The following is a 13,905-nucleotide window of genomic DNA, read 5'->3' as shown; positions in this document are numbered from 1 at the left end:
CGCAGGCGGCCGCCTGAGAGCCCTCATCTCGCCGGCAGGAGCCGGCCAGCGCCCGCGCCGATCCACGCGAGCGCGCGGCGCGTCCGGTCCTTCGCCTCGCCTTCGATGACGTCGCCGTGGGCGACGACGACGCGCTCGAACTCCCACGCGAGGACGTCGGCGACGCTGCGCGCCGCCGCGGCGCGGTCCCTCATGAGCACGCGCCACACGTGGTCCTGGGCGGTCTTCCTCCACACGCCGCCCACCCAGAGGAAGACCTTCATGGCGAAGCTGCGGGCCTCATGCACGTTGAACAGGAGATCCGTCACGATGAGCGTCCGCGACCGCGCGTGCAGGAACACGTGCTCCGCGATGTACGGCACGCCCTCGACGAGGCGTACGCCGAGATCGTCGCCGATCTCCGGCGCCACGCCGGATCGGGGCAGCGGGGTGAAGCGGAGGCCGGAGAGCTTCTTCTCGAGCCCGGGCGCCCCGAGCACGCTCGCGCGCGGCCAGCGCTCGGTCGCGGCCCTCAAGAAGACGTGGTGGAGGCAGCTCGGGGCGACGAGGGCGCGCACCTCGCCGAGCGCGTCGATCTCCCGGGCGGTGTCGTCATCGAACGCCAGCGGCGCGTGGATGACGATCCCGCCGTCGGCCCGCCTCACGACCGTCGCGCGCGCCGGCAGATCGCCGAACGGCAGCCGGAAGTCCCTCTCGTACGCCCACACCTCCTCGGCGATCGCCCGCAGCATGCCGTCATGCAAAGCCGCGCGTGATCGTGGTGTCAAGGCGTGTCCCCCCAGGGACTCGACGGAGGCCTACCGCCTCCGCTCGGCCTCGATGGCGGCCTGCACGGCGGGGCGGGCGCCGACGCGCTCCCTGTAGCGGCCGAGGGCGGGCCATCCGCCGAGATCGACGCCCGCGAACCTCGTCCACGTCGTCACGGTATAGAGGTACGCGTCCGCCACCGTGAACCGCTCGCCGAGGAGGTACGTCGCGCCCTCGAGGCGGTGCGCCACGTGGGCGAAGCGCCGGCCGAGGAGCGCCCTCGCCGCGTTCTTCTGCTCGTCCGGCGCCCGCGGCTTGAAGAGCGGCGAGAACTGCTTGTGCAGCTCGGTGCTGATGAAGCTCAGCCACTCCTGCAGCCGGTAGCGGTCCAGGGTGCCGGCCGGGGGCGCGAGCCCGGACTCGGGCCTTCGATCGGCGATGTACTGGACGATCACCGGCCCCTCGGTGAGCACCTCGCCGCCCTCGATCTCGAGCGCGGGCACGTAGCCCTTGGGGTTGATCAAGGTGAAGTCGGCGCCCGACCGGGTCTTCTTCGTGCCGAGGTGGACCTGCTCGAGCGCGAACTGGAGGCCGGCCTCGCGCAGCGCGATGTGCGGAGAGAGCGAGCAGGCGCCAGGGCTGAAATAGAGCTTCATCATGCGCTTCACAGGAAAAGCGAGAGGAGCGCGGGCGCCGATCGCTACTTCAGCGTGTCGGGATCGACGCCGAGCTCCCGGAGCCTCGCTGCCAGCCGCATCGCCTGCTGCTCGGCGGACTCGGCGCGCTGCTCGGCGGACTCGGCGCGCTGCTCGGCGGACTCGGCGCGCTGCTCGGCGGACTCGGCCCGTTTCGCGAGCTCCTTTCCAGCAGGCACGAGCTCTCCCTCGGGGGTGAAGAAGCGGAGCTGTCCCTCCTCGACGCCAAGGAAGAGCTCGAGCTGAGCGCTCCAGAGGCGTCCGGAAGCATCGGGGGAGAGCGGCTCGTACTGCCCGTCGACGAGGTGGAAGCCCGAGAGCTCGAGCGTCTCCGGATGGAACCAGAAGTAGTCCGGCGTCCGGAAGACGTCCTGGTAAATCTGCTTCTTGAGGCCGCGATCGGTGCCCTCGGTGCTCTCCGAGAGCAGCTCCACGATCACGTTCGGGTACCGGCCGTCTTCTTCCCAGACGACCCAGCTCTTGCGTGGCCTCCGCTCGGTGCCGAGCACGACGAAGAAATCCGGGCCCCGGAAGTGCTCGGTCTTGAGCTGCCTGGGGCTGAAGTAGATGGTCAGGTTCCCCGCGGCGAAGAAGTCGGCCCGGTCCTTCCAGAAGAGCTCCAGGCTCTCGAGCAGCACGATCATCTGGACGAGGTGCTGGTAGGTCTCCATCGGAGGCTCGTTGCTGTACAGATCGCCCGGCGGAGCGACGACGCTGGGGTCGACGATCTCCGCCGGCATCGCGAAGGCGAGGGACGTCATGTCGGAAGCCTGCCGGAGGATCCACCTCGCAGCAAGGTCCGCGGCGCACCTCGCTGCGTCCGCGTAGCCGCTCGACAGCTTGCGGATCCCGGGTGCGCTCATTTCGAAATCCACCCTTCTGTGGCGTCCCCGCCACAGGGTGCCTCGTGTTCGTCCTGCCCGGCCAGCGCAGCGTCCGTCGCTGCCGCACGCCGGCGCGTGGTGGCACCGCGCGCTCGAGCTCAGCTCGCCCGCGTCCGGCCGCGCGAGGGCCGCCCTCGGCGCCGGCTCGGCGCTACGGCGTGCGCGCGCAGCGCACGCCGACGCCGTAGTCGCCGCGATAGTTCGCCGGATCGTAGGAGACCGCCGAGCGATTCGACGACAGGAGATACGGCATCAACCCCGTGTGGAAGCCGCCGCCAGGCAGCACCCGGTTCGTGGCGCCGGTGAGGTTCGCGCAGTCCTCGCAGGGGCTCACGTAGTTCGCGTAGACGTCGAGGTTCCACTCCCAGACGCTGCCCGAGAGATCCCACTGTCCAAAGCGCCCGACGCCGAGCGGCGTGCTCCCGACGTCCGGCACATTCACGACGCCCGTACAAGTGCCTCGCCTGCCGCTCGGATAGTAGCAATCATAGATCGCGTACTGGTTTCCAGAGCCGGGATCCATCGAGCCCCAGGGGTACATGCGCTGCTCGTCTCCACCGGCGGTCGCGTATTTCCATTCGGCCTCGGTCGGCAAAAAGCCGCCGTCCCAGATGCAGAAGGCGTGGGCCTCGTACCAGTTCATGAACGTGAGCGGCAGCATCTCGTTGTCGCCGGCGTTCGCCGTCCAGGTGCCGTACACGGTGGGGGTCAGGTTCTTGGTCCACGTGGCTGCCGCGCCCGGGCCCGTCGGAATGTACCTGTCCCAGCTCGAGTTCCACCCGGACTCGAAGCTTCCGCGCTTCGCGCTGTCGGCCACGCCCTGACCATCGTTCAAATGCGTGTGTTTGCCGCTGCCCGCCGCGGGCGGGGAGCCGCCGGCGACCAGGTAATCGACGTACTGCCGGAAGCGGCCCACGGTCATCTCGTACTTGTCCAGGCGAAACGAGCTCACCGTCGCGGGATCTCTCGTGTTGGTCGCTCCGCTGCCGTTGTTGCTGTACGTTCGATAGAACGTGCCGCCCGTGACCAGCAGGCTCGTGCAGCAGCTCTCGTTGCCGTCCGGGCCGCACGTCGAGAGCCCTGGTCCGCCGGGCGCGCAGCTCGGCGGCTCGTCGACGCTCGCGCTGCCGCCGGATCCACCGCTCCCACCGCTCCCGGCCGAGGCCGAGGCCGAGGCGCTGCCCTGACCGCTCGTGGGGTTGCCGCCGCCGGACGCGCCCGCGCCTCCGCCGCTGCTGCTCGTGGTACCGCCGCTGCTCGTGGTACCGCCGCTGCTCGTGGCGCCGCCGCCGCCCGCGTCACTCGAGCTCGATCCATCGGCGCCGTCGCTGCCGCACGCCGCAGCGCCCAGCGCGAGCGCGAGCGCGGCGCACCACGCACCATGCCGCTGCCGCCCGCGTTCACGGAGCGCGGCGGCTCCCACGTAGGAAGCCAGTGCGTGCGCTGTGCGGCGAGCTGCCGCGTTGCATCGGAGCTGCATTGTGTGTCGCCCGCGGACCATGTGCGGAAAGTACTCCAGTCGAGCCTTCATGTCTCCACAGAAATCGGAGACAGCGACGCTCATGGACTGCCATTGTAAATTTGCTGCCCTGTTCGTTGAGCCCGAGCATCCACCGGCTCGCCGGCTGGAGGTCTGCGCGCCTGCCGTCGCACGTGTCCATTCCTTGAAGTGTGCTGCTGAGGTGATCGGACCGCGGGTAGCGCGGGCGGGAGCAGGGCGCGAGAGGGGCTGCGTCGCGTCCGGTGAGGGAGGCCGCTCGCAAGCCTCGGCCGCCGGGCGAGCGAGCTACCCAGGAGAGCTGAAAGTCGAACCGGACGGTGCCGAGACCCGCCGGAGGAACCTTCGGCTCCCGCGCTGACGGCGGCGCCGAGCAGACACCGGACGTCCGGCAACGCGCAGTCGATCGAGCAGGTGGTTGAGCCCGAGCTGCGGCTGATCGGCGGCTCGCTCCTGCCGCATGACAGGCTGTTGCTCGACCGCGCAATGTGTTGCCTATCTCCCGCGGCGCGCCTCGAGGCGCGCCCTGAACCCCTGGTTGGCCGAGGAGTGCTTCTGGCCCTCGTGACGGGCTTTCTCGCCGGAACCGGACGAGGATCGCCGCTGGTCCGACGCTTGCCCCACAGCCTCGGCACAGCGCGCGTCGCGTCGCTGCGGCCCCGGACGGCTGGGCGCTGGAAACGCGGAGTTATCGTCTACCCACCAGCACAGAAGGATTCTCGATGCTGCTGCATAGCAGGTTCGACCACGTCGCCAGGAACACCATCGATTACTGGATGAAGCCCGACAGCGCCAACCTGTCGGCGGCCGAGCTCCTCGACGCATGGACCCTGGCGCCCTGGCTCGACCGCGCCACCCTGCAGCTCTATCTGCACGTCCCGTACTGCGCCCAGAAATGCAGCTTCTGCGCGTTCTCCGGCGGAAATTCCCTGAGCTTCAAGATGGCCGACCGCTACGCGGATCTGCTGATCTGGCAGATCCGCGACCTGCTCGGCCGCAGCCAGGCCAAGGGCAAGCCGATCGCCTCGGTGAACATCGGCGGTGGCAGCCCGGATCTCTTGCGCGCTCACATCGGCAAGGTGCTCCGAGCCGTCCGCGACCTGCCGGGATGCACGAACAGCACGGAGATCTCGGTCGAGTTCACCCTCTCCACGGTGACCGACGAGTTCATCGACGCGTTGATAGAGCACCAGGTCACGAAGGCCAGCTTCGGCGTGCAGGTCCTCGATCCCGCCATCCGGCGCCACCTGCACATGCCGTCGGCGCTCCGGAACATGGATGAGACATGCGAGAAGCTCGCGCGCGGCGTGCCGATCATCAACGCCGACCTGATGACGGGCTTCCCGGGGCAGACCGTCGAGTCGGTGCTGTCCGATCTGGAGCGCATCGTCGGCCACCCTCACATCAACGCCGTCAGCAGCTATCTCCTCACGCCCGGCGCGGCGCCGAAGCTCGTCGGGGACATCCAGGCCGGCAAGGTCCCGGAGCAGCCCCGCCACGAGCACCAGGCGCTGTTCAGGCTGCATACCTACGCGACATTGCTGCGTCGGGGATGGCTACGGAAGGGGACCAACACGTACATGAACCCGGACAAGATCCCGGAGCGCGCCCTCTCCATCGTGGCAGGCAACGAGTGCATCGGCGCCCGGCGATACGAGGATTTCCTGATCGGCGCAGGGGCCCAGGCGATCTCGTCGATCCCCGGCGCGCGTGCCGAGAACATCGTCGACATCGACGCGTGGAGCGCATTCGCGGAGCGGGGCGAGCACGGGTTCTCGCTCGACAAGTCGTCCCTGTCGCACCAGCGCGACATGGCGCTGTGGGTCTTTCCGCTCATGGGAGATGGGCTCGCCGTCAGCGAGTACGAGGCGCTGCGAGCGTCCGGCGCGCTCGACGAGGCGCAGATGGGCAACCTTCGTTCGTTCATCGAGGAGGGGCTGATCTTCCGGTCGGGGGACCGCTACCAGCTCACCATCACGGGTGAGGTGTTCATGGGGCACCTCGTGCGCAACCTCAAGAAGGAGGCGGATCGAGGCGTCCTCGACGACTACATCGATGAGGGATACACCCTCGGGCAGCTCGTGGCGAAGGACAAGATCGTGCCGAAGAACGCCACCAACAACCGACAGCTGTTCCGCCAGATCGTCCGAGGGGCCGACAGTGAGCGCTGACGTGCTGCTGGCCTACTGCATGGCCATCTTCGTCGCGTCCATCATCCCGGGCCCATCGATGCTGCTCGCGCTCGCCAAGGGCGCCAACCACGGCTGGGGGGCAGGGGCGCTCTCCGGGGCCGGAAACATCGCGGCGACGATCGTGCAGGCGGTCGCCTCCTACCTCGTCATCCTGGAGGTCGGCAGCCTATCGAGCACACTCTTGCTCGGCATGAAGCTCGTGGGGGCGCTGTACATCTTCTACATCGGCTGGACGCTGATGGGCGTCGCCAATTTCGGGAGCGACCGTGAGGTCGCGGCGCGGGCCGGGTCGTCGTGGCAGCACGTCCGCGACGGCTTCATGTTCGCCATCGTCAACCCCAAGGCGATCGTGTTCTTCGCCGCCCTCTTTCCCCAGTTCGTGGGGCGGAGCGTGGCGGGCAGCGTGATCGCGATAGGCGTCCCGATCGTCACCATCGGCTTCGCCTGTTTCATGATCTATGTCGTGGCGGGCCGCGCGATGGTGGAGATCCTCGGGCACGGGCGGCACGTCGGGAAGATCTTCGGCATCTGCATCATGCTGTGCGCGCTCGCGCTCCTCTTCGCCTGATTCGCCTGATTCGCCTGATTCGCCTGATGTCGTGTCGGCGCCGCGCTGGGCCGGGTCGCTGGGTCGCGTCGCCGCCGCGGCCTACACTCCCTTCGCATGTCCCCCGGATCGCCCACGCCGCCGGCCACGGCCGGCTCCGCCGCGCTGATCGAGCGCGCCCGCCGGCTCGCGGCGCTCGTGCTCGCCCCCTCGGCGAACGCCACGGATCAGGCCGCGGCGGTTCCCCGAGAGCACCTCCGCGCCCTCGCGGACGCAGGTCTCCTCGGGATCGCGACGCCTGCGTGCCACGGCGGCCAGGGCGCCCCGCCGCGGGTCGCGCGCGAGGTCCTGGAGATCCTCGCCGGCGCCTGCGGTGTGACGGCGTTCGTCCACATGCAGCACGCCGCCGCGTGCCCGCTCATCGCGCGCGGCGACAACGAGGCGCTCAAGGAGCGCGCCCTGCCGCGTTTCGCCTCCGGAGAGCGCTTTTGCACCGTGGGCTTCTCGCACGTTCGCCGCCCGGGCCCGCCGATGGTCAGGGTGGAGCCCGAGGGCGACCGGTTTCGCTTCGACGGCACCGTGCCCTGGTTGACCGGCCATGGGATCGCCGACGATGCGGTCATCGCCGGCGCGCTCCCCGATGGCCGCTTGATGTACGTCCTGACGTCGCTGGAGGCGGGGGATTCCATCGAGGCATCGCCGCCGCTCCGCCTGAGCGCGATGAACGCCTCGGCCACGGTGTCGCTGACGCTGCGCGATCTGCGCGTCGGCCCCGAGCAGGTGATCACCACCCTGACGCCGGAGCAGCAGGCCGCCCGCGACGTGGCGGGCCTGCTCACGCCTTCGGCGCTCTCCCTGGGCGCGGCCGGCGCCGCCGCGGCCCTGCTCGCGGATTTGGCGGAGCGCCGCGGCAGCGCGCGCCTGGCGGGCGCCGCGCGGGCGTTCGAGGACGAGAGGGAGGCCGCCCGCGCCGAGGTCGATGCGTGGGCGGACCGGCCGGAGGCGGAGGGCCATGCTGAGCACGCGGTCCGCGTTCGCGCCTGGTGCATCGATCTGGGCGTCAGGGCCGCGCACGCCGCGGTCGCCGCGACCGGAGGCAGCGCCAACCTCCTCGACCACGCCGCGCAGCGCCTCTTCCGCGAGGTGATGCTCTATTCGCTCACGGCCCAGACGCGCGACCTGCAGACAGCGACGGTGGAGCGGCTGCTCGAACGGGTGACCCGCCCAGGATCGGGGTCATGACCGCGACCCGGCGGCTCTCTCCCGCCATCCTTGCCCTCGTCCCCCGACCAGGGTCGCTCGCTATATCGATTCCTGCGGATCCGCGCGGCCGTCGGCGCCGCCCGCGCCGCCCGGGCCGTATGCGCCGACAAAGTCCCGCAGCTTCCGGGTCTGGTAGCTGCGTGCCAGCGTCGTGAGCTGCTCGATCCAGGGTCTGAGCCGCGGATCGTGCTGCGCCATCCGCTCCGCCTCCTCCAGGATCTTGTGGACGAGCCCCTTCTTCGCGAGCGCCGACAGGATCGCCAGCTCTTCGGCCGGAGGCGGCGCGAGGTGGCCGTCGCCGTCGGGCTGCTTCGCCGGCGCATCGCGGGCGGGGGCTTCATCGCGGCGAAGCCACTCGATGCCCAGCAACCGCGATATCTTGTCCAGGAGCGCGCTCGCCACGATCGGCTTGGGCAAGAAGTCGTCGCAGCCGGCGCTGGCGCACTGCTGCCGCTCGGCCTCGGATACGCTCGCCGACGAGGCCAGGATGACGACTCGCCGGAGCTCGGGCACGAGCCTGAGGCGACGCGCGGTCTCGTAGCCGTCCATGTCCTTCATGTACACGTCCAGCAGGATGAGCGCCGGCGCGCGCAGCGCCGCCATGCGCAGCGCCGCTTCACCGCCGTCCGCCTCGCACAGATCGAAGCCGAGCGGGACGAGGAGCCCGCGTACCACCGCGCGATTGTCGGAATTGTCGTCCACGATGAGTATCGTGCGGCGCTCCCCCGGATAGCCGACGATCGTGTCCCACCCCCTGGCTTCGCCTGGGCTCGTCGCGAGCTGCGCCTCGGCGAGCGGAAGCGTCACGGCAAAGACACTGCCCTCGCCGACCTCGCTCTGCACCTCGATCGCGCCACCCATCTGTTGCACGAGCTTCTTCGTGATGGCGAGGCCAAGCCCTGTTCCCTCGTTCTTCGCGCTCTGCTCCCCCACCTGCTCGAAGGGCTCGAAGATGCGTGACTGCTGCTCCGGGGCGATCCCAGGACCCGTATCCTCGACCCGGAACCGCACCATCCGCCCGGCAGGGACGGTCTCCTCCAGCACCTCGACATGGAGGGACACGCCTCCCCGCTCGGTGAACTTGATGGCATTGCCGAGGAGGTTCAGGAGCACCTGCATCAGCCGCTTCTCGTCGGCGCAGACGGCCAGAAGCGCAGGGCCGTGCAGCTCATGGGAGAACGCGATCCCCTTCGCTTCGGCGCGCACCCGGCACAGGTCGACCACCGTCCGCACGAGCGCGCTCAACCGGAACTCCGTCAGGACGGAGTCCACCTTGCCCGCCTCGATCTTGGCCAGCTGCAGCAGGTCATTGATGAGCGAGAGCAGGTGCTCGCTCGACTTCTGGATGACCCGCAGGCCCTCCCGCCACGCCGGCGGGACGTCGGGCGTTCGCTCCAGGATCTGGGCATAACCCATGATCCCGTTGAGCGGCGTTCGCAGCTCGTGGCTCATGCTGGAGAGAAAGTCGCTCTTGGCCTGGCTGGCGCGCTCCGCGGCCTCCTTGGCGACGCGGAGCTCGACGGTGCGCTCCTTGATCTTGGCCTCCAGGTCCCGGTACAGGAGGGCGTTCTCCACGGCGATGGCGGCCTGCGCGGCGAGCACCGACAGGAGCTCCACCCGCCGCTCGGGGAACGCCCCAGGCACCTCGCGATGCTCGAGGTAGAGCACGCCCACGAGGCGCCCTCGATGCGACAAGGGAAGCGAGAGGAGCGAGAGCACGGAGCGCGAGGCCAGGTGCGGATCGGCCGCGAAGCGCGCGTCCGACCGGGCGTCGTCCACCACGACCGGCTCGTTCGTGCGCGCCACGTAGTGCGCCACCGTCCTCGCCACCTCGCTGCTCTGCGAGAGCGGCTCGGACAGGCCCGTCTCGATGTGGCCTCCCTCCACCGAGAGCCGCGCCACGACCGAGAGCTCTTCGCCTTCGCCCAGCAGCAGGACGCCGCGCTGCGCCCCGGCGCTCTCCAGCACGAGCTCCATCAGGCGCCCGACGACCCGCTCCGGGTCGAGCTCGCTCGACAGCGCCCGCGCCGCGCGCACCGCGGTGTTCACGTCGAGCTGCGCGCCGCCGGTGACTCCCGTGGTGGTCAGCGTGGCGACGCCCGTCGTGCGGCGGCGCTCCGCCGTCGCGGGCTGCGCGGGCGCACGGAGCAGGGCAGGCCATCTCGCCTCCAGGTGGGCCACCACGGCGCGCGCTTCCCAGCGAACATAAGCGTCCCTGGCCCCGCGCAGGTACAGCGCGGCGACACGGCGCCTGCCCGCCTCGAGGTGAAACTCGGCGCAGAGCTGAGCCGCCAGGGCTTCGATGTGGAAGAATCGCTGCTCGCGCGCGAGCTCGATGGCCTCGTCGTACCTGGCCATGGCTTCGTCGGTCTTGCCCTGCACGCGGGCGTGCTCGGCCTCGAGGAGGCGCAGCTTGTGGAGGAAATTGTCCGCGCTCCCCTCGGCGAAGTACCTCAGCCGCGCGAGGCCTTGCTCGATGTCGTCGCGGAGCCCGGCCCGCTCCGCCGCGTCCGCGGCCTCCGGCAAGCACCTCGCGGCCGCGAGCGCGAGCCAGAGCGGTATGTCCGTGACCGGGGGAAAGCCGAAGATGGACACGCGGAACTGCTCGGCCTCCCGTGCCCGCGAGAGGGCCATCGGGTACGCGCCGGCGACGAGGAACAGGTGCGCCTCGAGGATGCGAGCCAGCTCGGCCGCCATCCCGTCCCCGTCAGCCAGGAGGGAGCGCGATCCTCGTGAGAGCGGCTCGCCCGACAGGAGCCTCCCCGCGCCGTCGGCGGTCGTCAAGAGGTCGCACCACGACGCGATCGCCTCGAAAAAGTGCGTCCCGAGCGCGGTCCCCGCGCGCTGCATCAACCCCCAGCGCGCCGCCCGGTGCGCCTCGAGCTGCCCGAGCGGCTGGCCGCGCCACACTCGATAATAGAACAGGTCGCCTTCCAGCCCCCAGCTCGTCCCCTGGAACGAGCCGACCTTCAGGCCGGTCGCGCAGGTTCGCTCGAAGATGGGCGCCATTTCATCCGCGGGGCGGGAGTAGGCCGTGTACTGCCCCTGGAAGGACAGACACTCTGCCAGGAAGGGCGACGCGACGCGCTCGGCTGCGCGCACGCCAGGGCCGACCCAGCACGCAGCGCGACGATACATGCCTGTGGTGAGCGACCAGACGTTCGCGAAGCAAACGATGATGAAGGGAGAGACCGGCGTGAGCGCGCGCCGCTCTCGCACCCTCAGCACGGCGCGGACGATCACGAGCCCGGACAGCACCGGCTGACCGCCGATCGCCGCACACACCATGAGGTGCATCGTCAGCGCATCGATGATCACCTGCTCCGGGGAGGGATCGAGGGGCATCCGTTCGAACGCGTCCGGTTCGCGCTCGAACCATCGATCCAGCTCGGCGGACTCCTCGAGGAGCGCGGCGCGGCGCGCCTCGTCCGCGCCCGGAAATGCGATGTCCTGCTCCGTGAGCGCGGCGAGCCCGAGATCGACCCCTCGCGCGAACTGGCCCGCCGCCTGGGCGCTGCGGACGCGCATCTCGTGCGCCGAGAGCCTGGTGAGCGCCGGCAGCGGCCTGGCGAGCAGCCGCGCGCACCTCGCCTCGACGTCGTCGAACTCCCGCAGCAGAAAGGCCGCCTCGATCTGCTCGAGCGCGAGCTCCGCGCACAGCGGCGCGTCCTTGCGCCAGGCGTCATCGCCCAGCAAGTCCTGCGCGGTCTCGGCGAGGCTCAGGAGGAGCCGGTACGAGCTCGCCGCCTTCGCGGCGCGCGCGGCCTCGAGGTTCAGCCGCGCCAGCGCCTCGCGCTCGCCTGCGGAGTCCATCCGCGCCGAGCCCAGGTTGAGGTGCCGCACCAGCTCCAGGAGCTCTTGCGGCGTGCCCCCCTGCGTCCGGTGCCGCGCCCACAGCCGCCGGCCGATCTCCATGTGCGCCAGGACGCGCTGCGCCGGCGGGGCCCGCTCGTAGCTCGCCTGCTGCACGCGGTCGTGCAAGAAGCGGTATTCAGCGTCGAGCGCTCCTTTTCCGGCTCCGGCTCCGGCTCCGGCTCCGGCTCCGGCTCCGGCCTCTCCCAGCGCCTGAGCGGTCCGGTAGGCTCCATCGGCCGGCACCACCAGCTCCTCCCGCAGGGCGGGCCACAGCGCGCCGGTCACCCGGGCGCGCTCCCATCCGCTGAGCCGCTCCAGGTCGTGGAGGTGGAAGGTGTGCCCCGCGCACGCCGCGAGCCCCAGGAGCTGCTGTGTCGCTTCAGGCATCTCGAGCAGCTTGTCCGTCAGGAGGGCGACGACGTTGTCGGTCACCTGCGCCTGCTCGATCTCCTTCTGGCCCCAGCGCCACGCGCCGCTCTCCTGGTCCCGCGCCACCTTGCTCTGCCGGTGCAGCGACAGCAGCAGCTGCTCCATGAAGAACGGGTTTCCTCGCGTCTTTTGCCACAGGATGCGCGAGAGCGGCTCCACCCGCGCCGCCTCGCTGTTCAGCGCCCGCGCTGCCCATGCCTGCACATGCTCCGCCGACAGGGGGCGCACCGACATCCTCGACACCCTCGCCCCGCTCTCCTCGACCGACGCCACGAGCCTCCACAGCGGGTGCTCGGGGGGCGCCTCGTTGTCGCGGTACGCCGCGAGCACGAGGAGCTCTCTTCGCTCTGCGTCGGTCAGCAGCGTCCTCAGGATCTCCAGCGTGGCGCTGTCGGCCCACTGCATGTCGTCGAGGAACATCACGAGCGGCGCGTTCGGCGTCGTGACCGCCCGCACGAAGTTCAGCCAGGTCAGCCTCTGGCGGGCGAGCACCTGCTCGCCGTGCACCGGCGGCACCGGCGCGAGCTTGCCCATGATCAGGTCGAGCTCCGGCACCACGTCGGCGATGAGCCGGGCGTTGTCCCCCACGTCGGCCCTGATTCGCTCCTGCCACGCCGTGAGCGTCGGCTTCGGGCTCGCCAGCCACTGCTGCATCAGCCCCCCGAACGCCTGCGCCATGGCCGCGAAGGGCGTCGACCGCGCGAGCTGGTCGTGCTTGCCCGAGATCAGGTGCCCGCGCCCCGCACGCGCGATGTCCTGGTAGACGGTGCGCACGAGCGCCGTCTTGCCGATGCCGGACGGGCCGCCGATGAGCACGAGCTCCGCCGCGCCCCCGGCGGCGCGGGCGAAGGCCGCGCCCAGGAGATCGCGCTCGTGCTCCCGCCCGACGAGGACGTCTGGCAGCCGCAGCCTCTGCGAGAAATCCTTGTCCCCGAGCGCGAAGCGCTCCACCGCGCCGCGCTCGCGCCACATGCGCAGCGCGCGCTCCAGGTCCTCCGCTGCCCCCTTGGCCGTCTGATACCGCCGGTCAGGGTTCTTCGCGAGGAGCCTGGACACGATCGCCGCGAGGCCCGGAGGCACGCCGGGGGCGACCTCGTCGAGGGACGGCGGCTCCTTGGCCAGGTGCGCGTGCACCAGCGAGAGCGGGTCGCGCTCGGTGAACGGCAGCCGCCCCGAGAGCGCCTCGAAGAGCGTCACTCCGAGCGAGTAGAGGTCGGTGCGGGGATCGAGCGCTCGCGCCGTGCGGCCCGTCTGCTCGGGCGACATGTACGCCAGTGTCCCCTCGAGCCCTTCGGGGATGCTCGCCGCCGTCGCCTCCAGCGGCAGCGACGAGGCGATGCCGAAGTCGAGCAGCTTGACCTGCGCGTACGCCGCGTCGACCAGCACGTTCTGGGGTTTGATATCCTTGTGCGTTATGCCGGCCGCGTGCACGGCCTCGAGGGTTCGAGCGAGGAGCGCTCCCAGCCTCAGCCCCGCTTCCACCGGCAGGCGCCCGCGCTCGGCGAGCTGGTGATCCAGCGACCGGAAGCCGGGGTCCTCGATCACCAGCGCGGCCGCGCCGCCCCGCGACAGGAGCTCCCGCGCCCGTGCTACCCCCGACACCTCTCTCAGCTGTGTGAGGATGTGATGCTCATGCAGGATGCGCCCCGTCACGCGCGAGCTCGGCGCGGCCGCCACGGGGAGCTTGAGCACCACCCTGTCGCCGGAGGGGCGATGGACCGCGCGGCACACGCGGGTCTCGGCCCCTTCGTGGATCACCTCCCCCACAACGTAGTCTCTCAGATCCATCCCGGTT

At 70.5% G+C, this 13,905-nt stretch carries 9 protein-coding genes; 4 read left to right on the top strand and 5 right to left on the bottom strand.

The features are described 5' to 3' along the window. Positions 1-23 precede the first annotated feature (23 nt). The 4 genes from WMF27_RS20015 to WMF27_RS20000 all read right to left on the bottom strand — a co-directional run bounded on the left by WMF27_RS20015 (position 24) and on the right by WMF27_RS20000 (position 3,356). Positions 24-731 carry a DUF4336 domain-containing protein gene (locus WMF27_RS20015; RefSeq protein ID WP_437767297.1) on the bottom strand — a complete coding sequence of 236 codons (708 nt, stop codon included), beginning with the start codon at positions 729-731 and terminating at the stop codon, positions 24-26. 66 nt (positions 732-797) lie between these two features. Next, entirely contained in the window at positions 798-1,403 is a 606-nt protein-coding gene (gene gstA, locus WMF27_RS20010) for a glutathione transferase GstA (protein WP_437769830.1), read from the bottom strand. A 44-nt stretch (positions 1,404-1,447) separates the two neighbouring features. After that, the gene (locus WMF27_RS20005) at positions 1,448-2,203 is read right to left on the bottom strand and encodes a Uma2 family endonuclease (RefSeq protein WP_437769831.1); all 756 of its coding nucleotides are present in this window, start codon (positions 2,201-2,203) and stop codon (positions 1,448-1,450) included. A 274-nt stretch (positions 2,204-2,477) separates the two neighbouring features. After that, a complete protein-coding gene (locus WMF27_RS20000) occupies positions 2,478-3,356 on the bottom strand; it encodes a formylglycine-generating enzyme family protein (RefSeq protein ID WP_437944536.1) in 879 nt (292 codons plus the stop codon). On the opposite strand from WMF27_RS20000, the gene WMF27_RS19995 reads away from it, so the two are divergent. The 4 genes from WMF27_RS19995 to WMF27_RS19980 all read left to right on the top strand — a co-directional run bounded on the left by WMF27_RS19995 (position 3,349) and on the right by WMF27_RS19980 (position 7,805). Continuing rightward, positions 3,349-3,513, top strand: coding sequence for a hypothetical protein (locus WMF27_RS19995; RefSeq protein ID WP_437944572.1), 165 nt, complete (start codon positions 3,349-3,351; stop codon positions 3,511-3,513). The two genes, WMF27_RS20000 and WMF27_RS19995, sit on opposite strands and share 8 nt — an antisense overlap. A 1,033-nt stretch (positions 3,514-4,546) precedes the next feature. Then, positions 4,547-5,995: a radical SAM protein gene (locus WMF27_RS19990; RefSeq protein WP_437767299.1), complete on the top strand. Its 1,449-nt coding sequence runs from the start codon at positions 4,547-4,549 to the stop codon at positions 5,993-5,995. Further along, a complete protein-coding gene (locus WMF27_RS19985; protein ID WP_437767300.1) occupies positions 5,985-6,584 on the top strand; it encodes a LysE family translocator in 600 nt (199 codons plus the stop codon). Before WMF27_RS19990 ends, WMF27_RS19985 begins: the two co-directional genes overlap by 11 nt. 96 nt (positions 6,585-6,680) lie before the next feature. Further along, positions 6,681-7,805, top strand: a complete 1,125-nt coding sequence (locus WMF27_RS19980; RefSeq protein ID WP_437767301.1) for an acyl-CoA dehydrogenase family protein — start codon at positions 6,681-6,683, stop codon at positions 7,803-7,805. 60 nt (positions 7,806-7,865) lie between these two features. Here WMF27_RS19980 and WMF27_RS19975 read toward each other — a convergent pair whose 3' ends face one another. After that, the gene (locus WMF27_RS19975) at positions 7,866-13,898 is read right to left on the bottom strand and encodes an AAA family ATPase (RefSeq protein ID WP_437767302.1); all 6,033 of its coding nucleotides are present in this window, start codon (positions 13,896-13,898) and stop codon (positions 7,866-7,868) included. Positions 13,899-13,905: the final 7 nt, after the last annotated feature.

It is taken from the genome of Sorangium sp. So ce281 (assembly GCF_051527395.1).
GTDB classification, from domain to species: domain Bacteria; phylum Myxococcota_A; class Polyangia; order Polyangiales; family Polyangiaceae; genus Sorangium; species Sorangium cellulosum_B.
This window is presented reverse-complemented; position numbering and strand designations above follow the sequence as displayed.